Below are 23,385 nucleotides of genomic sequence, written 5' to 3'. Positions count from 1 at the left end.
CCACTCCGAAAGGGCAGCTGCTCTGGCTGCCCTGGCTGTTGCCGGTGTTGCCTCGGCTCAGTCGTCCGTCACGCTGTTTGGTGTGGTCGACGCGTCGATCAGCGGCTACTCGTCCACCTCGCGTGACCTGGGCAATGGCGTCACGTACGACAGGCTCGGCTTCCCCATCTACAACCCGTTCTACCTGAACCGCGGCAGCATCAAGGCGAGCCGCCGTGAACTGGCCCACTCGGGCTACAACTCCAGCCGCCTGGGCTTCCGTGGCACAGAAGACCTCGGTGGTGGCCTGGCCGCCAGCTTCTGGCTCGAAGCCCCGATCAGCAACGACGATGGCCAGACAGGCGTCTCGACATTCACGCGCCGTTCGACCGTGAGCCTGTCGGGCGGGTTCGGTGAAGTCCGCCTCGGCCGCGACTACACCCCGACGTTCTGGAACGACACCGTGTTCGATCCGTTCGGCACCAATGGCGTCGGCTCCAACCTGGTCAACACAGCCAATGGCGCATTCGGCGGCTTCACCGGCTATGCCGACGGCAAGAAGCTCCCCGACGCCCTCAAGAACGTTCCGCAGCTCCCCGATGCCGGTGGCAGCAACTACGTTCGCGCCGGCAACAGCATCGGCTACTTCCTGCCGCCGAACCTGGGTGGTTTCTACGGCCAGGTGATGTACGGCTTCCACGAGAAGACCAAGTACAGCCCCGGCACCGCAACGCCCCTCACGGAAAACGCCTCGCGCACCGGTCGCTATGTCGGCGGTCGCTTCGGCTACGCCAACGGCCCCCTGGACGTTGCGCTGGCTTATGGCAGCAGCACCGTGGGTGACCAGTTCTACGTCGGCACGACCACCAAGGTCAACACGCTGAACCTGGGCGCTTCGTACGACTTCGGTCCCGTGAAGCTGTTCGGTGAACTGTCGCGCGCCAAGAACAAGGTTGACTACGAAGTCGAACCGTACCTCGGCGGCCGTCCGGACATCGATCTGACCGGCTACCTGCTCGGCGTGACCGTGCCGGTCGGTGCTGGACTGATCCGCGCTTCGTACTCGAGCGTCAAGTACGACGAGAACCTGGTTGCCCGCAACCCGTGGGAAGTGCTGCCCGCCGACAAGAAGGCCAACAAGCTGGCGATCGGCTACGTGCACAACCTGTCGAAGCGCACGGCCCTGTACGCCACCGTTGCTCGCGTGAGCAACAAGAACGGCGCATCGCTGACCGTCGGTGGCCCGAGCTTCCAAGGCACCGGCAACGGTTTCACGCCGAAGACCTCGACGGGCTACGACTTCGGCATCCGTCACGCCTTCTGATCGCTCACTGTCGATTCACATGCTGGCCCACGCCAGTTTGAATCTGCAAACACTCAAGCCGCCCGGTTCAAGCCGGGCGGCTTTTTGTCCTTCCTCAATTCATCCGGCCACGCCTGCTCTGCAGCAGCCCCACATTCATTTCTCCGCTCAAAACCGATGCGTAGAAACGCTCGACCATGTTGACACTCGTTCGTGCATTGCGCGCCAGCGTCAGCATGTCGATCCCCTGTCCATACAAGAGCCGCAACGTGATGGCCGTATGGCGCAAGCAATACAGCGTCCTCGACTGACCCAGCGGTCCTTTCTCGAGACCGGTCTTTTCGAGCACCCAGTGAAAGAAGAAATTGAGAACCGCCAGCGCGTGCTCGCGGTTCTTCAGGTGCGGCATGAAGATGTAGTCTTCCGCCCCGCCGAAGCCATGCGTCCCGCGGTACGCGAGCAGGCATTCATAGACACGAACGGCAGGTCGCAGGCTCACGATGGGCTGGCTGTGCCGCTTGGTCTCCGGCAGGTTCATCCGCAGGTAGACATGCTTGCCGCGCACCACTTCGATGTGCTTGTGCTTCATGAGCTTGATGTCGCTGGGGCGCACGAAGGTGTTGACCATCCAGCGGATCAGCCACGGCAGCTCGTCGGGCATGACAAGCAATTCGCGAGCGATCCAGAAACGTTCGCCGGCCGTCAACCGATCCAGCACCGGGTGCGAATGGCCGCGCAAGCTGCGCGCCGCCGCAATCAGCGCACGGTACTCCGCCACGCTGAAGCTGCCGCGCGGCTGGCTGCGCACCTTGACCTTCGGGAACACCGGGGCCTCGCGCAATGCCCCGACGTGCACGCCATGCATGACCACCTTGCGGAGCAACACGAGGTATTGCGCGATCGTCGTGCTGGTGAAGCCTTGTTCGCCGAGGTGATCGATCAGGCGCTGCACGTCCGCGGTCGCGAACACAGCCACCGGCACATCGCCCAGCAACGGAACGATGTGCGCACGCAATCTGTTGCCCATGACCTGCCATGTGGGCCGTCCGATTTCGCCGCGTTGCACGCGCGCAGCCTCGGCCTGCATCAGTCCCTTCGAAAGGTCACTGACAGAAACTGATAACAAATTCTGCCCAACTGTTAGTGAATTAGCGGGCGTATGAATCGCGGGATAGGTGCGCGCAAAAAAACCGGAATCATTTGCAGCAGGAGCCTTGCGGAATAGGTTTATGACATTTGTGTCCATGCCATTCCCCGCATGCAATACCGATGCCTCTTATGATTGATGGTTAGCAAATGAAAACTCCCTGGAAAAGATCTTGCGCAATGCACCTGTTACTGCGGCGTTAACGCCCGCCGACTATCTCAGAAAAATCCTCAATGCGCGGGTCTACGACGTGGCCGTCGAGTCTGCGTTGGAGAAGGCGCGCGCGCTCAGCGAGCGACTTGGCAATACCGTGTTGCTCAAGCGCGAGGACCAGCAACCCGTATTCAGTTTCAAACTGCGCGGTGCCTATAACAAGATGGCGCACCTGAGCAAAGCGCAATTGGCGAGCGGTGTGATTTGCGCATCGGCCGGCAATCACGCGCAAGGCGTTGCGCTCGGCGCGCGCAAGCTCGGCACGCGCGCAGTGATCGTGATGCCCGTGACCACGCCGCAATTGAAGATCGATGCAGTGCGTGGTTTCGGCGGCGAGATCGTGCTGCATGGCGACAGCTATTCCGATGCCTACCTGCATGCGCTCGAATTGCAGACGCAGCAGAACCTGACCTTCGTCCATCCCTTCGACGACCCCGACGTCATCGCGGGCCAGGGCACCATCGCGATGGAAATCCTGCGCCAGCACCAAGGTCCGCTCGATGCGGTGTTCGTGGCGATCGGCGGCGGCGGCCTCATCTCCGGCGTGGCCAACTACATCAAGGCCGTGCGGCCCGAGATCAAGGTGATCGGCGTCCAGATGAACGACTCCGACGCGATGATGCAATCGGTCGCCGCGCACCAGCGCGTGAACCTGCCCGACGTCGGCCTGTTCTCCGATGGCACGGCCGTCAAGCTGGTCGGCGAAGAAACCTTCCGCATCGCGCAGAACCTGGTCGACGGCTACATCTCGGTCGACACCGATGCGGTGTGCGCCGCCATCAAGGACGTGTTCGTCGACACGCGCAGCATCGTCGAGCCGGCCGGCGCGCTGGCCGTGGCGGCGATCAAGCAGTACGCGGCCGAGCACGGCCGGCAAGGCGAGACTTACGCGGCGATCCTGTGCGGCGCCAACATGAACTTCGACCGGCTGCGCTTCGTGGCCGAGCGGGCCGAAGTCGGCGAGGAACGCGAAGCGCTGTTCGCCGTGACCATCCCCGAAGAGCGCGGCAGCTTCCGTCGTTTCTGCGAACTCATCAGCGAGCTGCCCGCCGGTGGCGCGCCGCGCAACGTGACCGAGTTCAACTACCGCATCAGCGATGCCGCCAAGGCCCACGTGTTCGTCGGCCTCACGACCTCGGCGCGCGGCGAGTCGGCCACCATCGCGAAGGTCTTCATCGAACACGGCTTCGACGCACTCGACCTCACGCACGACGAACTCGCCAAGGAGCATCTGCGCCACCTGGTGGGCGGCCGCACGGGGCTGGCGCACGACGAACGCCTGCTGCGTTTCGTGTTCCCCGAACGTCCCGGTGCGCTGCTCAAGTTCCTGAGCCTGATGCGGCCGAACTGGAACATCAGCCTGTTCCACTACCGCAACCAGGGCGCCGACTACGGGCGCATCCTCGTGGGCCTGCAGGTGCCGGCCGAAGAGTCGGCGGCCTTCGACAGCTTCCTCGAAACGCTGGGCTATCCCTGCGTCGAGGAAACGGCCAACCCGGCCTACCGCCTGTTCCTTCAGGCCTGAAGAAAAGAAGAAAAGAGAAAGAAAGCGACCGCTGCGCTTACTGCGCAGGGGTCTGCGCCTGCGGCGGTGGCTCCATCGCGGCGCCCGCCGTGGCGGCAGGTTGCAACTGCTGCTGCGGCGGCATCACCACTGCCGGCATCGTGGCCGGCAACGGGCCGGCAGGCACAGCCGGCGACACCGACGGCAGACCAGCAGGTGGCGTCGGAAGCCCCATGCTCAGCGGCGCACGCACCGGCAGCTGCAGCGTGAACGCCGCCGGCCCGTCGCGCTGGGCACCGAGCGTGGCCGCGCGCACGCCCACCGACTGCAGCACATAGCTCTCGCCGACCTTCGAGCCGACGCGGAACGGCCGCGGCGGCTTGCCGTCGATCGAGATCAGCGCCGCGCCCTGGTTCGACGGGTCCGCCACCACGCCCGACAGCGCGAAGCGGCTCGCGGCCTCCGGCGCCACGGGCGCGTTCGACGTCACCGTGACTACGCCCAGCAACCGGGCCACCGCCTCGGCATCGGCCGCGACCGGTGCGCGCGGCATCGTGGCCGCCGCAGCCACGGCGTCGGCCGGCGAGGCCAGCCGCAGCGCCCAGAACACCGCGGCGCCCGCGGCCAACGCCCAAAGCCCCGTCGTTGCAAGTGGGGCATGCCATCGGGCTGCGGAGTAAGGACTTGTCATGGCCGCGGATTATCATGCAGCGCGCTTACCGCCTCATGTCCCCGCAAGCTATGAACAAACTCCTTCGTTCCGTCTCCCGCACCGCACAACGCGGCTTCACGCTGATCGAACTCATGGTGGTGCTTGTCATCATCGGCGTGCTCGCTGCGCTGATCGTGCCGAACGTGATCGAGCGCGCCGACGACGCCCGCGTCACCGCCGCCCGCACCGACATCAACAACCTGATGCAGGCGCTCAAGCTCTACCGCCTCGACAACCAGCGCTACCCGACCGCCGAGCAGGGCCTGCAGGCGCTGCTGACCCGCCCCACCGCGGGCCCGGCCGCGCCCAACTGGAAGCCCTACGTCGAGAAGCTGCCCAACGACCCCTGGGGCCATCCGTACCAGTACATGAACCCCGGCATCAAGGGCGAAATCGACGTGCTCTCCTTCGGCGCCGACGGACAGAGCGGCGGCGAGGGCAAGAATGCCGACATCGGCAGCTGGCAGTAAGCGCATCGCCCCCGGCCGCGTGGTGCTGCCACAGCCTCGCGCAGCGCGCGGCTTCACGCTGCTGGAGCTGATCGTGGTGATCGCGATCATCGCCATCGCGACCGCCAGCGTGAGCTTCGCGATGCGCGACACCAACGCCGCCGCGCTCGACCGCGAGGCCGACCGCCTCGCCGCCCTGCTCGAATCGGCCCGTGCCCAGTCGCGCGCCAGTGGCGTCATGGTGCGCTGGCGCCTCGTCGAAGGCGGCGGCTTCGTCTTCGACGGCCTGCCCGCCGACGCACTGCCCACCGGCTGGACCCACGCAGGCATCACGGCCCAGCCCATGCTGGGCGGCGACACGCCGGTGGCGGCGCTGCAGCTCGGTCCCGACCCCATCATTCCGGCGCAGCAGGTCATGCTGCACAGCGACGGCCCGCCCGCGCGCGTGCTGCGCGTCGCCACCGACGGGCTGCGGCCCTTCACCGTGTTCGCCGTGCCATGACGCAACGGCTGCGGCGCGCCGCGCGCAACCATGGCTTCACGCTGGTCGAGGTGCTGATCGCGCTGGGCATCGTTGCGCTCGCGCTGGCGGCCGGCTCGCAGGCCACGATGTCGCTCACGCGCAATGCGCAGCGCCAGTCCGACCTCGTGCTGGCCGGCCTGTGCGCCGAAAACGAACTCGCCAAGGCGCGCCTGTCGCGGCAGATGCCGGCCGTCGGCGACTCGGGCTCGATCTGCCTGCAGGCCGGCCTCACCTTCCTGGTGACGACAACGACCGTGCCCACGCTCAACCCGAATTTCCGGCGCGTCGACGTGCAGGTGCGCGACGAAGGCAGCGCACCGCTGCTGCGCGTGTCGACCGTGGTAGGGCGCGTCTGATGACGAAGCCTTCGCGCGCACACGGCTTCACGTTGATCGAGCTGCTGGTCGCCATCGCGGTGATGGCGCTGCTCGCCCTCGTGAGCTGGCGCGGCCTGGACAGCATGTCGCGCGCCACCACGCAGAACCAGCAGCGCGCCGACGCGGTGCTCACGCTGCAGGCCACGCTCGCGCAGTGGAGCGCCGACCTCGACGCCATCACCCTGCTCGCGCAGACCCGCCCGATCGACTGGGACGGCCGCGTGCTGCGCATGACGCGCCGCGGCAGCGACACCAGCACGCCGACCGTGCAGGTCGTCTCCTGGACGCTGCGCCCCGGTGCCGACGGCACGCGCTGGCGGCGCTGGCAGTCGGCGCCCTTCGCCACGCGCGGCGAATGGGTGCAGGCCTGGAACCTCGCGGCGGCCTGGGCCCAAGATGGCGCCGCGCCCACCGGCGGCGCCACCGATGTGGCGCTGATGCCGGTCAACAGCTGGCAGCTCGCGTACTTCCGCAACAACGCCTGGGTGCCGGCGGAGCCGCTGCCCGTGGCGGCGGCGAACCCGTCCAACCCGGCCGGCGCGCTGATCGCCATGCCCGACGGCGTGCGGCTGGTGTTGACCCTGCCGCCCGGCGACGGGCTCTCGGGCACGCTCACGCGCGACTGGGTGCGACCGACGCTCGGGGGGCCGCGCTCATGACCGCGCCGCAACGCCATCGCGGGGCAAGCACACGCCGCCAGCGCGGCGCCGCGCTGCTCGCCGCCATGCTGACCGTGATGCTGGTCGCCACCTTCTCCGCCGCCGCGCTCTGGCAGCAATGGCGCTCCGCCGAGGTCGAAGGCGCCGAGCGCGCGCGCGTACAGGCAGCCTGGGTGCTGATCGGCGCGCTCGACTGGTCGCGCCTGATCCTCGGCGAAGACGGCCGCGCCGGCGGCCCCGACCACCTCGGCGAGCCATGGGCCGTGCCACTCGAGGAAGCCCGCCTCACCAGCTTCCTGTCGGCCGAGAAGAACGTGGCGAGCGACAACCTCGAAGGCCTGCCCGACGCCTTCCTGTCGGGCCGCATCATCGACGCGCAGTCCAAGCTCAACGTGCTGTCGCTGGTGGACGCCGGCAAGCCGGTGCCGGCGAGCGTCGCCACCTTCACGCGCCTCTTCAACCTGCTGGGCTTGCCGGCCGGCGAGCTGACCCAGATGACCGCGCGGCTCGCGAGCGCGCTGCACACCGGCAGCACCGACGCAGCCTCAGGCGGTGGCGGCGGTAGCGGCGGCGGCAGCAGCGATGCCAGCGCCGACACCGGCGCCGCCCCGCTGATGCCGCAGGAGGTCGCGCAACTGGTCTGGCTCGGCCTCTCGCCCGCCACCGCCGCCGCGCTCGAGCCCTACGTGACGATCCTGCCGGAGCGCACCACGCTCAACCTCAACACGGCCAGCGCCGAGGCCATCAGCGCGAGCGTCGAATCGCTGGGCATCGCCAGCGCGCGCCAGCTGGTGGAGCGACGCACCCGCTCCTTCTTCAAGAACATCGAGGAAGCCAACGCCGGCCTGCCCAGCGGCGGCTCGCGCTTCAACGCAGCCCAGCACGGCGTGGGCACCCAGTACTTCGAGGTCTACGGCCGGCTGCGGCTGGACCGCACCTGGGTCGAGGAGCATTCGCTGCTCTTTCGCAAGGGCCTGGCCGTGACCACCGTCTGGCGCACCCGTGGCGCGGGCGCCACCATGCCCCCGGCAAAACCCTGAGGCCGGTTTGCTTTTCTCTGATCAAAACACCGTCAAACGCACGTAGTCTCTGCAAGATATGCTATTCAAACAATAGCAACAACTTGTAAGCCACCCTCCTACAATCACCGGCTTTTCCGACACCCCCCGACATGACCCCGCTGCTGCTCCTTGCCCCCCTCCCTCCGGCCGACGCCGCGGGCGAGTACGACTGGGCCCAGGCCGGTGAGGACGGCATCGCCCTGCGCGACCAGGGCCGCGCGCTGCTGACGCTGCTGCCGTCGGGCCCCGAGGTCACGCTCGGCATCCCGTCCTCGGCGCTCTCATGGCACCGCGTGACCTTGCCCAAGGGCAGCATGGGCAGCACCTCGAAGCTGCGCGCCGTGCTCGACGGCCTGCTCGAAGAGCACCTGCTCGACGACCCGGAAGCCCTGCACTTCGCGCTCGCACCCGACGCCAAGGCCGGCGAGCCGGTGTGGGTCGCGGCCTGCAACCGCATCTGGCTGCGCAGCGTCGTGCAGGGACTCGAAGCGGCCGGTCGGCGCGTCGTGCGCATCGTTCCCGAATTCACGCCGCAGTCGGCCGACGCGCCGCCGCTGCTGCAGGTCACAGGCGAGCCCGAGGCGCCGCAGCTCACGGTCTGCGACGGCGACGGCGTGGTCTCGCTGCCGCTGGCCGGTGCAGGCCTGGCCCTGTCGAACGGCCTGCCGCTGGACACCGCCGTCATCACCACCGAACCCGCCGTCGCCGAAGCCGCCGAGCACCTGCTGCAGCGCCGCGTGCCGATCGTGCAGGCGCCGCAGCGCTGGCTGCACGCCACGCGCACGCCCTGGGAGCTCGCGCAGTTCGACCTGGCCGTGACGGGCCGCGCGCGCGCCGGCAAGAAATTCGCCTCGGTGCTTCAAACCCTGCGCTTCGCGCCCGAATGGCGCGCCGCGCGCTGGGGCATCGTGGTGCTGTTGCTGACCCAGCTCATCGGCCTGAACGCCTGGGCCTGGAAGGAACGCAACGCACTCGAGTCCAAGCGCCAGGCCACGCGCGCCATCCTGACGCAGACCTTTCCCTCAGTGAAGATCGTGGTCGACGCGCCGCTGCAGATGGGCCGCGAGGTCGCCGCCCTGCAACAGGCCGTGGGCGACGTGGCACCGAGCGATTTCGAACCCATGGTCGGCGCCATCGCCACCGCCCTGCCGCCCGGCCGCTCCCCGAGCGCGATCGATTTCAGCGCCGGCCAGCTGCGCCTGCGCGGTCTCGGGCTGCAGCCACAGGAGGTCACGCAGATCACCGCCGTGCTGTCGCCGCGCGGCTACCAGGTGCGCACCGAAGGCGACCTGCTGCTGGTGCAGGCCGAGGCCAACCGATGAACTTCAGCGAACAACTCAAGGCCCGCTGGGCCGTCCTCGGGATGCGCGAGCGCCGCCTCGTCATCGGCGCCGTCGCGCTGGTGGCACTGGCCTTGCTCTGGTGGATTGCGCTCGCCCCCGCGCTGCGCACGCTGGCCGCAGCCCCGGCCGAACACGCACGGCTCGACGCCCAGCTCCAGCAGATGGCCACCTTGCAGAACCGCGCGAAGGCGCTGCAGTCGCAACCGCGCCTGGCGCGCGACGACGCCCTGCGCGCGCTCGAAAGCTCGGTGCGCGACGGCCTGGGCGTCACGAACGCCCAGCTCATGACGGCCGGTGGCGATGGCGCCGCCACCGTCACGCTGCGCGGCGCGCCCGCCCAGAACCTGGCGCAATGGCTCGCACAGGCGCGCGGCAATGCCCACGCCGTGCCGCGCGAAGTGCACCTGACGCGCGCGCCCGTCGCACCGCCGCCGCCGGGCGCCAAGCCTGCGCCCGCGACGCCCGACCAACCTCCGCAACCCCGCTGGGACGGCACGCTCGTGATGGCGCTGCCCGCCCCGCGCTGAAGCAGCCCCACGCACCGCACGGCATGGCGAGACGTCCCCCGGTCCCCGACCTCCAGCCGCGCCGCGGCAGCTGGCGCTGGGCCGTGCTCGGCGCCGCTACCGGCATGCTGGTGGCGGTCGTGCTGTTCGCACCGGCGCGCTGGCTCGCCTCGGCGCTCTCGGGCTGGACGCAAGGCCGCCTGCTGCTGGTCAACCCGCGCGGCACGGTCTGGAACGGCACCGCCGCCGTCGTGTTCGCCAGCGGCGCGGGCGGCACGCAGGCCGTCTCGCTGCCCGGCCTGCTGAACTGGCGCATGTGGCCGAACTGGCGCGGTCTGTCGGCACGCCTCGATCTTTCCTGCTGCGCGGCGCAGCCCCTTGGTCTTCAGGCCAGCCCGCGCGCCAACGGCCTGCAGCTCGCATGGCAGGACGCCCGCTCGCGCTGGCCCGCCACGCTGCTCACCGGCCTGGGTGCGCCCTGGAACACGCTCAAGCTCGAAGGCGCGCTCGACCTCAACACCCGCGCCTTCGCCATGCAGTGGGACGGCCCCGCATTGCGCATCGAGGGCCAGGCCACGCTCGACGCCACCGATGTGTCATCCGCCCTGTCGACCTTGCGGCCGATGGGCAGCTACCGCCTGTCGCTCGAAGGCGGTACGCGCCCCACGCTGCTGCTGAGCACGCGCGAAGGCAGCCTCGAACTGAACGGCAGCGGCGACTGGAGCGGCACCGCGTTGCGCTTCAATGGCGAAGCCAGCGCGGCACCGGGCCGCGAAGACGCACTTTCCAATTTGTTGAACATCATCGGGCGGCGCGACGGTGCGCGCTCGATCATCACCCTGGGTTGATCCGACCATGAAGAAGCCTCTGTCCTCGTCCGGCGCCCGCCCCGGCCTCGTCGCGCTCGCGGTACGCCTGCTGATCGCGGCGTCGTTCGTGCCGGTGCTGCCGCCCGCCTACGCGCAGACCGGCGACGCCCCGCGGCGCGGCGAACCGATCACGCTGAACTTCGCCGCCGCCGACATCGAGGCCGTGGCCCGCACCATGGCCGTGGTCACCGGGCGCGACGTGGTGGTCGATCCGCGCGTCAAGGGCACCATGAACCTGGTCACCGACCGCCCGCTGGCGCCGGCCGCCGCCTTCAACCAGTTCGCCGCCGCGCTGCGCCTGCAGGGCTTCGCGGTGGTGGAAGCCGACGGCCTGTACAAGGTGGTTCCCGAGGCCGACGCCAAGCTGCAGACCAGCACCGTCAACACCTCCATCGGCGGCGCCAGCTCGGCCGCGGGCAACCAGATCGTCACGCAGATCTTTCGCCTGAACTACGAGTCGGCCAACAGCCTGCTGCCGGTGCTGCGCCCGCTGATCCCGCCGAACAACACCATCAACGTGAACCCGGGCAACAACTCGCTCGTGATCACCGACTACGCCGACAACATGCGCCGGCTGGCGCGCATCATCGCGTCGCTCGACGTGCCCAACGCGTCCGACATCGAAGTCATCCAGCTCAAGCATTCGGTGGCCACCGACATGGTGCCGCTGGTCACGCGGCTGGTTGAAGGCGGTGGAGCGGGGGCGCCGGGCGCGGCCGCACCGGGCGGTGCCGACGCCTCGTTCCGCACCACGCTGATGGCCGACCCGCGCAGCAACTCGCTGATCCTTCGCGCCGCCAACCCCGCGCGCGCGCAGCTCGTGCGCACGCTGGTCGAGAAGCTCGACCGTGCGCCGGCCGAAAGCAGCAACGGCGCGGCCGGCAACATCTACGTGGTCTACCTGAAGAACGCCGACGCGGTGCGCTTGGCCGCCACGTTGCGCGCCGCGATGGCCGCGAGCCAGCAGCAGTCGCAGGTGCCGGGCGCGCCCGGCGCCGCGGGCAGCGCCGGTTCGTCCGTGCCGCCGGCCAGCATGCCGATGACGCAGGCCAGCTTCGGCGGCAACAACACCCAGGGCGGCGGTTCGGCCGCCGCCAACGCGCCGCTGAACAACGCCAACCAGCCGTCCACCGGCGGCCAGATCCAGGCCGACCCGAGCACCAACTCGCTCATCATCACCGCGCCCGAGCCGCAGTACCGCCAGATGCGCGCCGTGATCGACAAGCTCGACGGGCGCCGCGCGCAGGTGATGATCGAGGCGCTCATCGTCGAGGTCAGCGCCAAGAAGGCCGCCAACTTCGGCGTGCAGTGGCAAAGCGCGCTGGGCAACAACGCCGTCATCGGCACCAACTCCAGCCTGGCCAGCGCCAACATCCTGGCGCTGACGCAGGCCCTGGCCACGCGCGACGTCGCCAACGTGCGGCCCTCCACCGGCCTGAACCTGGGCATCGCAGGCAAGATCGGCGGCCAGTACATCCTGGGCGCCATCGCCAACTTCTTCAACAGCGACGGCGACGCCAACGTGCTGTCCACGCCCAACCTGCTGACGCTGGACAACGAAGAAGCCAAGATCGTCATCGGCCAGAACGTGCCCTTCGTGACCGGCCAGTACGCCAGCACCTCGGGCTCGGTCGGCATCAACCCGTTCACCACGGTGGAGCGCAAGGACGTGGGCCTCACGCTGCGCGTGCGCCCGACCATCAACGAGAACGGCACCGTGAAGATGACCATCTTCCAGGAGACCTCCACGGTCGACCAGAACACGGCCAAGGACCCCAACGGCCCTACCACCAACAAGCGCTCCATCGAGTCGAGCGTGCTGGTGGAAGACGGCGGGCTCGTGATGCTCGGCGGCCTGCTGTCGGACAATTACGGCAACACCGTCGAGAAGGTGCCCGTGGCCGGCGACATCCCGGTGCTCGGCAACCTGTTCAAGAACGAAGTGCGCACGCGCGACAAGAGCAACCTCATGATGTTCCTGCGCCCCGCCGTGATGCGCGACGGCGCCTCCACCGAAGCCTTCGCCTACGACCGCTACGACGAGATCCGCGGCATGCAGCAGCGCACGCAGCCCAACACCGACAACATCATGCTGCGCGGCGTCGACTCGGCGCCCGTGCTGCCCGAGGCGCCGCTGGTGCGCATCAACCGCCTGAACAGCAGCGACAGCGGCAAGAAGAGCAGCGAGACCCGCATGGAAGGCACGCAGCTCATCCCGCCGCCGCGCCCCGCCACCGACAACCGCCGGCTCGCGCCCAGCCCGCTGCGCGGCGCGCTGCCGCCCACCGCCGACCCGACCAGCTCGCGCGAGCTGCCCTGAGCCCCGTCCCGCACACGCCCGCCACCCATGCGCTATCCCCTTCCCTACGCGTTCGCACGCAGCCAGCAACTGCTGCTCGAAGCCACGGACGACGGCCGCCACACGCTGTGGATGTCTTCCCACCCGGCACGCAGCGCGGTCGGTGAAGTGACCCGCAAGTACGGCGTGCAGGCCTTCGAGGTGCTCGACGACGGCCCGCTCGCCCAGCGCATCAGCGCCGCCTACGCCCAGGGCGAATCGAGCGCCGCCGCGGTGGTCAGCGAAGTGCAGAACGACGCCGACCTCTCGCGCATGATGCAGGAGCTGCCGGCCGTCGAAGACCTGCTGGCCAGCGCCGGCGACGCGCCCATCATCCGCATGCTCAACGCGCTGCTCACGCAGGCCGCGCGCGACGGCGCCAGCGACATCCACATCGAGCCCTACGAGCGCACGTCGTCGGTGCGCTTTCGCATCGACGGCACGCTGCGCGAGGTGGTGCAACCCAACCGCGCACTGCACGCCGCGCTGATCTCGCGCCTGAAGATCATGGCCGACCTCGACATCTCCGAGAAGCGGCTGCCGCAGGACGGGCGCATCAGCCTGCGCATCGGCACGCGCGCGGTCGACGTGCGGGTGTCGACGCTGCCCAGCGCGCACGGCGAACGCGCCGTGCTGCGCCTCTTGGACAAGAGCGAATCGAAGCTCACGCTCGAATCGGTGGGCATGCAGGGCGACTCGCTGGCGCGCTTCGAAAAACTCATTGCGCAGCCGCACGGCATCATCCTCGTGACCGGCCCCACGGGCTCGGGCAAGACCACCACGCTGTATGCCGCGCTGGCCCGGCTCGATGCGAGCCGCAGCAACATCATGACGGTGGAAGACCCGATCGAGTACGAGCTGCCGGGCGTGGGCCAGACGCAGATCAACGCCAAGATCGAACTCACCTTCGCCAAGGCCCTGCGCGCCATCCTGCGGCAAGACCCCGACGTGATCATGATCGGCGAAATCCGCGACTTCGAAACCGCACAGATCGCCATCCAGGCCTCGCTCACCGGCCACCTCGTGCTGGCCACGCTGCACACCAACGACTCGGTGAGCGCCGTCACGCGCCTGACCGACATGGGCGTGGAGCCCTTCCTCCTGAGCTCGTCGCTGCTCGGCGTGCTGGCCCAGCGCCTCGTGCGCAAGGTCTGCACGGCCTGCGGCGGCGCGGGCTGCGAGGCCTGCGGCCAGACCGGCTACCAGGGCCGCACCGGCATCTTCGAGCTGCTCGTGGCCGACGACGAAGTGCAGGCACTCATCCACGGCAAGGCCGCCGAGAGCGCGCTGTTCGAGGCCGGCGCGCGCGGCGGCCTGCGCTCCATGCGCGAAGACGGCGAACGGCTGGTGCAGGCCGGCATCACCTCGCGCGCCGAGCTGCTGCGCGTCACCCGCGAGTAGCGCCCCGCGATGCCCGCCTATTCCTTCGAAGCCATCGATGCCAGCGGCCAGTCGCGCGAAGGCGTGCTCGAGGCCGACACCGCGCGCGCCGCACGCGGCCTGCTGCGGGCGCAGGCGCTCATTCCTCTGTCGGTCAAGCCGGTCGGCGGCGGCGATGCGGCCGGCGGTGGCGGCAGCGCAGGCAGCACGCTCACGCGCTGGCTCGGCGGCGGCAAGCGCGTCTTCAATTCGACGAACCTCGCGGTGTGGACGCGCCAGCTCGCCGGCCTCATCTCGGCCGGCCTGCCGCTGGAACGCGCGCTCACGGCGCTCACCGACGAAGCCGAATCGGAACCGCAGCGCAACCTCGTCGCCTCGCTGCGCGCCGAGGTCAACGCGGGCTCGCCCTTCGCGCGCGCACTGTCGGCGCACCCGCGCGAGTTCTCGCCCATCTACACCGCCGTGATCGGCGCCGGCGAGCAAAGCGGCAACCTCGGACTCGTGCTCGAACGCCTCGCCGACGACCTCGAAGAGCGGCAGGTGCTGCAGCAGAAGCTGATCGGCGCCGCGCTGTACCCGGCCATCGTCACGCTGGTGGCGATCGTGATCGTGATCTTCCTCGTGAGCTACGTGGTGCCGCAGGTGGCGCAGGTGTTCGCGGGCACCAAGCGCTCGCTGCCCTTCCTCACGACCGTGATGCTGTCGCTGAGCGCGGCCGTGCGCAACTATGGCTGGTGGATGCTGGGCGCCATCGTGCTCGCGGCCGTCGGCGTGCGTGTCGCGCTGGCGCAGGAGGCCTTCCGCCTCAAGTTCGACGCAGCCTGGCTCAAGCTGCCGCTGGTCGGCAAGCTCGCGCGCGGCTACAACGCGGCGCGCTTTGCGAGCACGCTCGCCATGCTGGCCACGGCCGGCGTGCCCATCTTGCGTGCGCTGCAGGCGGCCTCCGAAACGCTGGGCAACCGCGCCATGCGCGCCGACGCGCTCGACGCGCTGGTGCTGGTGCGCGAAGGCGCGCCGCTGGCCTCCGCGCTGGCGCAGAAGAAACGCTTTCCGGGGCTGGTGTCGATGTTCGCGCGCCTGGGCGAGCAGACCGGCACGCTGCCCGTGATGCTGCAACGCGCCGCCAACCAGCTCGGCGCCGAAGTGCAGCGCCGCGCGATGCACCTGGCCACCATCCTGGAGCCGCTGCTCATCGTCGCCATGGGCGGCGTCGTGATGCTCATCGTGCTGGCCGTCATGCTGCCTATCATCCAGCTCAATCAGTTCGTCAAGTGACGACGGACGGGGAGCCCCTCACATGCCCGTAACGCTCGAAGACAAACTCGTGGTCGCGATCTCCTCGCGGGCCCTGTTCAACCTCGAAGAAGAAAACAAGATCTTCGAGGCCGGCGACAACGAGGGCTACATGAAGCTGCAGCTCGACCGCATCGATGAACCGGCCGCGCCCGGCATCGCGTCGTCGCTGATCCGCAAGCTGCTGCGCTTCAACGAAGACGGCGTGCAGCGCGTCGAGGTGGTCATTCTGTCGCGCAACGACCCGGTGTCGGGCATGCGGATCTTCAAGTCGAGCGCAGCGGCCGACATCAAGCTGCAGCGCGGCGTGTTCACCCAAGGCCGCCCGCCCTTCGGTTACCTGCGCCCGCTGCGCGCGCACCTATTCCTGTCGGTCAACGCGCAGGACGTGCGCGAAGCGCTCGCCGCGGGCTTTCCGGCCGCGCGCGTGCTCGTCGAATCGGTGAAGGCCAGCGACGCGTGGCCCAACGAAGTGCGCATCGCCTTCGACGGCGACGCCGTGCTGTTCAGCGACGAAGCCGAGCGCGTGTTCCAGGCCGAGGGCCTCGACGCCTTCCAGGCGCACGAACTCAGCAAGGCCGACCTGCCCCTGCCCGAAGGCCCGTTCAAGCCGCTGCTGATGGCCTTGCACCGGCTGCAGATGGCGGGCAATGCGCAGATGCGCATCCGCACCGCACTGGTCACGGCGCGCAGCGCACCGGCGCACGAGCGCGCGATCCGCACGCTCATGAAGTGGAACATCCGCGTCGACGAAGCGATGTTCCTCGGCGGCCTGCCCAAGGGCGAGTTCCTGCGCGAGTTCGAGCCCGACTTCTTCTTCGACGACCAGACCGGTCACGTCGACGCGGCCTCGCGGCATGTGCCTGCGGGGCATGTGTCGAGCGGCATCAGCAACGAGCCCTGACGCTGTTCAGGGCGCGATCACGCCGACGGGGCACCTTGCTCCGCGAATGTCCTCCGCCCTTCGGGCTCCCCCTTTATTTCGCTGCGCAAGGCACCCCATCGACGTGATCGATGGGCAGTGCGGTCGTTGACCGGCCGCACACCCGCGCTGCTTCCCGTGCCCGGGACACTGGGTGCTTCCCGCAGCGAAATCAAGGAGGAGGCCGCAGGCCGGGGGACATTCGCGAAGGGAAGTGCCCGGTGGCCTGGGCACGCGCCACTGCCCGTCACTCACTACCTCAAAGACCAGCGCGTTGTCACACGCGTTTCGTCCCGCTGTCATCGCTCGTTCACTGCCGAGTAACGGGTTCTCCCTAGTCTTGTCGCCTGTCCGGTGCGCACATCGGGCCAGCCGCTTTTCGCGCTCGCGCCCTGATCACCCCCGATCTCCACGACATCACAAAGAGAGGATCACCCCATGCTTGTTCAAGCCTCGCTCCCCACGCGGCTGCTGGCCGCCTTCATCCTGGCTTGCACGCTGTCAGCCTGCGGCGGCAGCGACAACGGCGGCGGCTTCGCCGGCTTTCCGCCCGTTACCACGCCGCCCCCGCAGCCCCAACCCGAAACCGGCGTGAAGCCCGAGATGCGCTGCGCACCGTGACACGCGAACACATGACATCCCACGACAAGACCATGAATTCACGCCGCAAATTCCTCACGGGCACCGCCACCACCGGCGCTGCCGCCCTCGCGCTCTCGGCCTTTCCGCCGAGCATCCGCCGCGCCCTCGCCATTCCTGCGAACAACAAGACCGGCACCATCAAGGACGTCGAGCACATCGTCATCCTGATGCAGGAGAACCGCTCGTTCGACCACTACTTCGGTACGCTGATGGGCGTGCGTGGCTTCGGCGATCGCTTCACGATTCCGCTGTCCAAGGGACGCAACGTCTGGCAGCAGCAGGACGCGACGGGCAAGCTTGTTCTGCCCTACCACCTCGACCAGAAAAAGGGCAATGCGCAACGTGCAGGCCAGACGCCGCATCGATGGGAAGACGCCCAACCCGCCTGGGACAGCGGAAGAATGAGCCAGTGGCCGACGTTCAAGACATCGCTGGCGATGGGCTATCTCTCGAATGCCGAGCTCTCGTATCAGTTCTCGTTGGCCAATGCATTCACTGTGTGCGACGGCTACCACTGCAGCATGCACACAGGCACCAACTCAAACCGGTTGTTCCACTGGACGGGCACCAACGGCCCCTCGGGCCAGACGGCCACGGGCGTCGCCGGTGTCGCATCCGTAGACAACACCTGGGACGGCCTCGGCTCCTCTGCAGATGCGCTGGATTGGAAGACCTTCCCCGAGCGCCTGCAGGAGAAAAAAGTCTCCTGGTTCGTCTACCAGAACCTGCCTGACAACTTCACGGACAACCCGCTCGCCGGCTTCAAGAACTATCGCAAGGCCAACGAGAAGAACATGGTCGACGAGAACACGGCGACGCCAGGCCCTTACAAGCCCGTCTACGATGATGAAAAGAGCCCGTTCTACAACCCGCTCTACAAGGGCATCTCCAACACGATGCCCGACGGCGGCTTTCTGGAGACCTTCAAGCAGCACATCCTGAGCAAGACATTGCCGAAGGTGTCGTGGATCGTCGCACCTGCCCAGTATTCAGAGCATCCGGGCCCGTCCAGCCCCGCAGAGGGTGCCTGGTACACGCAGGAGGTGCTGGATGCACTCACCGCCTCTCCCGAGGTGTGGAGCAAGACGGTGCTCATCGTCAACTTCGATGAGAACGACGGCAACTTCGACCACGTGCCTTCGCCTTCGGCCCCGTCGTTGATCAGCCCCGCCACCCCCGGCAGCAGCCTTCTCGCAGGCAAAACCACGCTGTCCGATGCAGACATGGGCTACGAGTACTTCACGCACAAGTCGGTTTCGAACGCGATGTACCCCGCGAACGGGGACGGTCTGGTCTATGGTCCGGGCCCGCGTGTGCCGATGTACGTGATCTCGCCATGGAGCCGCGGTGGCTGGGTCAACTCGCAGGTGTTCGACCACACCTCGGTCATCCGCTTCATCGAGGAATGCTTCGACGTGAAGGAGCCCAACATCTCGCCCTTCCGTCGCGCGGTGTGCGGCGACCTCACGAGCGCCTTCAACTTCGCGACGCCCAACACGGAAGTGCTGCCCACGCTGGCGGGGCGCACGACGAAGGACGACACAAAAAATCTGCGCCTAGCCCAGGAGGCCTTGGGCGCGGTCCCGCTGCCGATCGACCCGCAAATGCCGCGCCAGGCCACCGGCACGCGGCCCTCGCGCGCCCTGCCCTACGAGTTGCACACGAGTGCGCGCGCCGATGTCACCGGCGGCAAGGTCCAGCTGCTGTTCTCCAACACCGGCAAGGTCGCGGCCGTCTTCCATGTCTACGACAAGCTCCACCTGGATGCCCGTCTGCCGCGCCGCTACGTGGTGGAAGCCGGCAAGCAGCTCGACGACGCATGGGCAGCGGCCACCGACGACGCCGGCCAATACGACCTCTGGGTGCTCGGCCCCAACGGCTACCACCGCCACTTCAAGGGCGACCTCAACCGCCTGCGCGCCGGCGGCGTGGCCGCGCCCGAGGTGCGTGTCTGCTACGACATCGCCAACGGCAACGTCTACCTGCAGATGCGCAACGACGGCAAGGCCCCTTGCAAGTTCACGGTGCGCGCCAAGGCCTACCGCGACGACGGCCCGTGGAACGCGACGGTGAACGGCGGCGCCCAGGCCGAGCAGCACTGGGAGCTCGCCGCCAGCGGCCAGTGGTACGACTTCGCCGTCACCTGCGACAGCGACCCGGCCTTCTACCGCCGCTTCGCCGGCCGCGTGGAAACCGGCAAGCACACGGTCAGCGATCCGGCGATGGGCTTGCCCGACCTCTGAAGACGTAGGCATGATCCCCCCGCGCCCGCCAGCGGCGCGGGGGAATTCATGCACGCCAAGGTCATCCGGTACTTCGTCGAAGTGGTTCGCGCGGGCTCGATCCGCAAGGCGGCCGAGCAGTTGCACGTGGTGCCCACGGCCGTCAACCGCCAGATCCTCAACCTCGAGGAAGAACTGGGCGCACCGCTGTTCGAGCGCATCCACAACACGCTCAAGCTCACGCCTGTGGGCGAGATCGTGCTGGCGCACGCGCGCGGCACGCTGCGCGAGTTCGACCTCGTGCGCCAGCGCATCGAGGACGTGCGCGGCCTGCGCCAGGGCGAGGTCACGCTGGCCACCACGGCCGGTCTGGCCGACGCCTTCCTGCCGGCCGTGGTGCAGCGCTTTCGCGCCGCGCACCCGGGCATCCAGCTGAAGCTGCTGGGCCTGCCCATCGCGGCCGTGCTGCGCAGCGTGGCCGAAGGCGATGCCGACCTGGCGCTGGCCTACGACGTGCCCGGCACGGCCGGCTTTCGCACGCTGTTCAGCAGCGAGTGGCCGATCGGCGCGGTGGTGCCGCCGGGCCATCCGCTCACGGCGCATGCGACCGCACTGCTGGCGGAGTGCGTGGGCTACCCGCTGATCCTGCCCGCGCCTTCGCTGTCGATCCGCCCAATCCTCGATGCCGCGTTCGAGCGCTCGGCCATCCGCGTGTCGCCGGTGGTCGAGACCACCTCCACCGCGCTGATGCGCCGGCTGGTGCGCGACGGCGGCGGCATCACGCTGCTCAATCGCCTGGACGTGGACGAGGAGCGCAACGACGGCAGCCTGGTCTTCGTGCCGCTGCGCGACACCACGCTGCGCGCGCAGACGCTCACACTCGAGACCCGCGCCGCGCAGGCGCCGAGCGCGGCGGCCGAGCTGTTCGCGAACCATGTCGTGGCCTGCCTGGACGACCTGCTGGCGCCCTGACATGCACCCTGGATGACCGTCCACTTTTTGTGCACAGGGCGCGTCATTTATTGACTTTGCATGTGCAAAGACATCGCTCCTAGACTGCCGCGCCGGTTCATCGGCAGGAAAGGTTCCCATGTTCTCGAACGATAAAAAGACCCCCGTAGGAGACGGCGAAGGGGTCGACCAGAAGCTTCCGCTCGCCCGCTGCGGCGCATTGAGCCTGCAGCACGTGCTCGTGATGTACGCGGGCACGGTGGCCGTGCCGCTCATCGTGGGCGGTGCGCTCGGCCTCTCGAAGGCCGACATCGCCTTCCTCATCAACGCCGACCTGTTCGCCGCCGGCATCGCCACGCTGGTGCAGGCCATCGGCTTCTGGCGCTTCGGCATCCGCATGCCGGTGATGATGGGCGTGACCTTCGCGGCGGTCGGGCCGATGATCGCCATCGGCATGGACCCCTCGCTCGGGCTGCCCGCGATCTACGGCGCGACCATCGTGGCGGGCGTGTTCGGCATGCTCGTCGCGCCGCTCATGGGGCGCGTGCTGGGCGTGTTTCCGCCGCTGGTCACGGGCACGGTCATCACGCTGATCGGCGTGTCGCTCATGGGCGTGGCCATCAACTGGGCCGCCGGCGGCCAGCCCACCGCGACCCGCATGGTCGACGGCGTGGCGCACGCGGTGGCCAACCCGGCCTACGGCGAGCCGGTGAACCTGGCGATTGCCGCGGCGGTGCTGGCGGTGATCATCGCGATCACGCGCTTCGGCAAGGGCCTCATCGCCAACATCGCGGTGCTGCTGGGCATCGTGTTCGGCGTGGGCGTGTCGCTGGCGCTCGGGCGCATGCACTTCGACGGACTCGAAGAAGCGAGCTGGGTCGCCGTGACAACGCCCTTCCACTTCGGCCTGCCGCGCTTCGAGCTCACGGCCATTGCCTCGATGTGCATCGTGATGCTCATCACGCTGGTCGAATCGACCGGCATGTTCCTCGCGCTGGGCGAGATCACCGGCCGCAAGGTGACGACCGATGCACTCACGCGCGGGCTGCGCGCCGACGGTCTGGGCACGGTCATCGGTGGCGTGTTCAACACCTTTCCGTACACCTCGTTCTCGCAGAACGTGGGGCTGGTCACGGTGACGGGCGTGCGCTCGCGCTACGTGGCGGCGGGCGGTGGCCTGATGCTGATCGCGCTGGCGCTCTTTCCGAAGATCGCGCACATCGTGGCCTCGGTGCCGCAGTTCGTGCTCGGCGGCGCGGGCATCGTGATGTTCGGCATGGTGGCGGCCACGGGCGTGCGCATCCTGGGCGCGATCGACTATGCGCACAACCGCCACGCGCTGTACGTGATCGCCATCTCCATCGGGCTCGGATTGATCCCCACGCTGTCGCCCAACTTCTTCCAGCACTTTCCCGCCTGGACCCATCCGCTGACGCACAGCGGCATCGTGCTGGGCACGCTGGCCGCGGTGCTGCTCAATCTTTTCTACAACGGCGTGCTGTCGAAGGAACGCTCCTTCGCGATGGCGGCGCGCACTTCGCACGGTACCGAATGACCTTCCAGAATCCTTCGTCCTCTTCACCGCAGCGCCCGCCGCTGCTGATCGTGCGCCACGCGGACGTGCTGGTCACCATGGACGCCGCGCGGCGCGAGATCGCCGACGGCGCCGTGGTGATGGACGGCCCCGCCGTCGCCTGGGTGGGCGCCACGGCCGAGCTGCCGGCGGCGTACCTCGACGCGCTGCGCAGCGGCCAGGCCGAGGCCATCGACATGCACGGCCATGTCGTGATGCCCGGGCTGGTGAACACGCACCACCACATGTACCAGAGCCTCACGCGCGCCGTGCCCGAGGCGCAGGATGCCGAGCTCTTCGGCTGGCTCACGAACCTGTACCTGCTGTGGGCGCGGCTCACGCCCGAGATGATCCGCGTGTCGACGCAGACCGCCATGGCCGAGCTGATGCGCTCGGGCTGCACCACCACCAGCGACCACCTCTACCTGTTCCCCAACGGCTCGCGGCTCGACGACTCGATCGAGGCGGCCGACGCCATGGGCATGCGCTTTCACGCGGCGCGCGGCAGCATGAGCGTGGGCCGCAGCGCCGGCGGCCTGCCGCCCGACGAGGTGGTGGAGACCGAGGCCGCGATCCTGCGCGACAGCGAGCGCCTCATCGACCGCTGGCACAACCCCGCGCGCCATTCGATGCGCCGCATCGTGCTCGCGCCCTGCTCGCCGTTCTCGGTGTCGCGCGACCTGATGCGACTGTCGGCCGAGCTGGCGCGCGAACGCGGCGTGTCGCTGCACACGCACCTGGCCGAGAACGACAACGACGTGGCGTACTCGCGCGAGAAGTTCGGCATGACGCCGGCCGAGTACGCCGAAGACCTGGGCTGGGTCGGCCACGACGTGTGGCACGCGCACTGCGTGAAGCTCGACGACGCCGGCATCGCGCTCTTCGGGCGCACCGGCACCGGCGTGGCGCACTGCCCGTGCTCGAACATGCGGCTGGCCTCGGGCATCGCGCCCATCGGCGCGATGCGGCGCGCGGGCGTGCCCGTGGGCCTGGGCGTGGACGGCAGCGCGTCGAACGACGGCGCGCACATGCTGGGCGAAGCGCGCCAGGCGATGTTGCTGCAGCGCGTGGGCTACGGCCCCGCCGCCATGACGGCGCGCGAGGCGCTGGAGATCGCCACCGTCGGCGGTGCGCGCGTGCTCGGGCGCGACGACATCGGCGCGCTGGCGCCGGGCATGTCGGCCGACCTCGTGGCCTTCGACATGCGCGGCATCGACCACGCGGGCGCCTGGCACGACCCGGTGGCGGCGCTGGTGTTCTGCACGCCGGTGGCGGCCGCGCTGAGCGTGATCGACGGCGTGGTCCGCATCCGCGACGGGCGCTTCACGGGCTTCGAGCTGGCGCCGCTGCTGGCGACGCACCGCGACCTGGCGCGCACGCTGTACGACAGCGCGCGGCATCCGCACACCGCCTGAAAAG

Annotated in this window: 21 protein-coding genes; 19 read left to right on the top strand and 2 right to left on the bottom strand. The window is 68.7% G+C overall.

Annotated features, from left to right (window positions below):
• The first annotated feature begins 22 nt into the window (after nt 1-22).
• Nucleotides 23-1,303: a porin gene (locus tag AC07XP_RS21525; protein WP_062472689.1), complete on the top strand. Its 1,281-nt coding sequence runs from the start codon at nt 23-25 to the stop codon at nt 1,301-1,303.
• A 94-nt stretch (nt 1,304-1,397) separates the two neighbouring features.
• On the opposite strand, the gene AC07XP_RS21520 is transcribed toward AC07XP_RS21525, so the two are convergent.
• Nucleotides 1,398-2,528, bottom strand: a complete 1,131-nt coding sequence (locus tag AC07XP_RS21520; RefSeq protein WP_495265822.1) for a site-specific integrase — start codon at nt 2,526-2,528, stop codon at nt 1,398-1,400.
• A 73-nt stretch (nt 2,529-2,601) separates the two neighbouring features.
• Here AC07XP_RS21520 and ilvA point away from each other — a divergent pair, with 73 nt between their 5' ends.
• Complete coding sequence (ilvA, locus tag AC07XP_RS21515; RefSeq protein WP_492734035.1) at nt 2,602-4,167, top strand: threonine ammonia-lyase, biosynthetic; 1,566 nt, start codon at nt 2,602-2,604, stop codon at nt 4,165-4,167.
• A gap of 37 nt (nt 4,168-4,204) precedes the next feature.
• On the opposite strand, the gene AC07XP_RS21510 is transcribed toward ilvA, so the two are convergent.
• A complete protein-coding gene (locus AC07XP_RS21510) occupies nt 4,205-4,774 on the bottom strand; it encodes a type II secretion system protein N (protein WP_495265821.1) in 570 nt (189 codons plus the stop codon).
• A gap of 113 nt (nt 4,775-4,887) precedes the next feature.
• On the opposite strand from AC07XP_RS21510, the gene gspG reads away from it, so the two are divergent.
• The 17 genes from gspG (at nt 4,888) to AC07XP_RS21425 (ending at nt 23,381) form a co-directional block, all read left to right on the top strand.
• Complete coding sequence (gspG, locus tag AC07XP_RS21505) at nt 4,888-5,328, top strand: type II secretion system major pseudopilin GspG (RefSeq protein WP_307695495.1); 441 nt, start codon at nt 4,888-4,890, stop codon at nt 5,326-5,328.
• Nucleotides 5,303-5,809, top strand: a complete 507-nt coding sequence (locus AC07XP_RS21500) for a prepilin-type N-terminal cleavage/methylation domain-containing protein (protein WP_495265820.1) — start codon at nt 5,303-5,305, stop codon at nt 5,807-5,809. The genes gspG and AC07XP_RS21500 overlap by 26 nt, the downstream gene beginning before the upstream one ends.
• Complete coding sequence (gene gspI / locus AC07XP_RS21495; protein ID WP_495265819.1) at nt 5,806-6,186, top strand: type II secretion system minor pseudopilin GspI; 381 nt, start codon at nt 5,806-5,808, stop codon at nt 6,184-6,186. The genes AC07XP_RS21500 and gspI overlap by 4 nt, the downstream gene beginning before the upstream one ends.
• On the top strand, nt 6,186-6,866 hold the full coding sequence (locus tag AC07XP_RS21490) for a PulJ/GspJ family protein (protein WP_495265818.1): 681 nt from the start codon (nt 6,186-6,188) through the stop codon (nt 6,864-6,866). Before gspI ends, AC07XP_RS21490 begins: the two co-directional genes overlap by 1 nt.
• A complete protein-coding gene (gene gspK, locus AC07XP_RS21485) occupies nt 6,863-7,906 on the top strand; it encodes a type II secretion system minor pseudopilin GspK (RefSeq protein ID WP_495265817.1) in 1,044 nt (347 codons plus the stop codon). Before AC07XP_RS21490 ends, gspK begins: the two co-directional genes overlap by 4 nt.
• 131 nt (nt 7,907-8,037) lie before the next feature.
• Nucleotides 8,038-9,249, top strand: coding sequence for a type II secretion system protein GspL (gene gspL / locus AC07XP_RS21480; protein ID WP_495265816.1), 1,212 nt, complete (start codon nt 8,038-8,040; stop codon nt 9,247-9,249).
• The gene (locus AC07XP_RS21475) at nt 9,246-9,797 is read left to right on the top strand and encodes a type II secretion system protein M (protein WP_095948277.1); all 552 of its coding nucleotides are present in this window, start codon (nt 9,246-9,248) and stop codon (nt 9,795-9,797) included. Before gspL ends, AC07XP_RS21475 begins: the two co-directional genes overlap by 4 nt.
• Before the next feature lie 23 nt (nt 9,798-9,820).
• Entirely contained in the window at nt 9,821-10,624 is an 804-nt protein-coding gene (gene gspN / locus AC07XP_RS21470) for a type II secretion system protein N (protein WP_159278470.1), read from the top strand.
• A 7-nt stretch (nt 10,625-10,631) separates the two neighbouring features.
• Nucleotides 10,632-12,965 carry a type II secretion system secretin GspD gene (gspD, locus tag AC07XP_RS21465; protein WP_495265815.1) on the top strand — a complete coding sequence of 778 codons (2,334 nt, stop codon included), beginning with the start codon at nt 10,632-10,634 and terminating at the stop codon, nt 12,963-12,965.
• A gap of 27 nt (nt 12,966-12,992) precedes the next feature.
• The gene (locus AC07XP_RS21460; protein ID WP_062472610.1) at nt 12,993-14,384 is read left to right on the top strand and encodes a GspE/PulE family protein; all 1,392 of its coding nucleotides are present in this window, start codon (nt 12,993-12,995) and stop codon (nt 14,382-14,384) included.
• A gap of 9 nt (nt 14,385-14,393) precedes the next feature.
• A complete protein-coding gene (gene gspF, locus AC07XP_RS21455; RefSeq protein ID WP_495265814.1) occupies nt 14,394-15,638 on the top strand; it encodes a type II secretion system inner membrane protein GspF in 1,245 nt (414 codons plus the stop codon).
• A gap of 22 nt (nt 15,639-15,660) precedes the next feature.
• Nucleotides 15,661-16,560, top strand: coding sequence for a 5'-nucleotidase (locus AC07XP_RS21450; RefSeq protein WP_070060017.1), 900 nt, complete (start codon nt 15,661-15,663; stop codon nt 16,558-16,560).
• Nucleotides 16,561-17,016: 456 nt separating this feature from the next.
• Nucleotides 17,017-17,199, top strand: a complete 183-nt coding sequence (locus tag AC07XP_RS21445; protein WP_070060018.1) for a hypothetical protein — start codon at nt 17,017-17,019, stop codon at nt 17,197-17,199.
• 32 nt (nt 17,200-17,231) lie between these two features.
• Nucleotides 17,232-19,463: a phosphocholine-specific phospholipase C gene (locus AC07XP_RS21440; protein WP_495265813.1), complete on the top strand. Its 2,232-nt coding sequence runs from the start codon at nt 17,232-17,234 to the stop codon at nt 19,461-19,463.
• A gap of 48 nt (nt 19,464-19,511) precedes the next feature.
• On the top strand, nt 19,512-20,414 hold the full coding sequence (locus AC07XP_RS21435) for a LysR substrate-binding domain-containing protein (protein WP_095948271.1): 903 nt from the start codon (nt 19,512-19,514) through the stop codon (nt 20,412-20,414).
• A 118-nt stretch (nt 20,415-20,532) separates the two neighbouring features.
• Nucleotides 20,533-21,948 (top strand): nucleobase:cation symporter-2 family protein, encoded by a 1,416-nt coding sequence (locus AC07XP_RS21430; protein ID WP_495265812.1) that lies wholly within the window; start codon nt 20,533-20,535, stop codon nt 21,946-21,948.
• Nucleotides 21,945-23,381, top strand: coding sequence for an 8-oxoguanine deaminase (locus tag AC07XP_RS21425; RefSeq protein WP_495265811.1), 1,437 nt, complete (start codon nt 21,945-21,947; stop codon nt 23,379-23,381). Before AC07XP_RS21430 ends, AC07XP_RS21425 begins: the two co-directional genes overlap by 4 nt.
• Nucleotides 23,382-23,385: the final 4 nt, after the last annotated feature.

This window comes from Variovorax sp. GW531-E2 (genome assembly GCF_059423125.1).
Note: the sequence above shows the minus strand (reverse complement) of the source record. Positions and strands in the feature narration are given on the sequence as shown.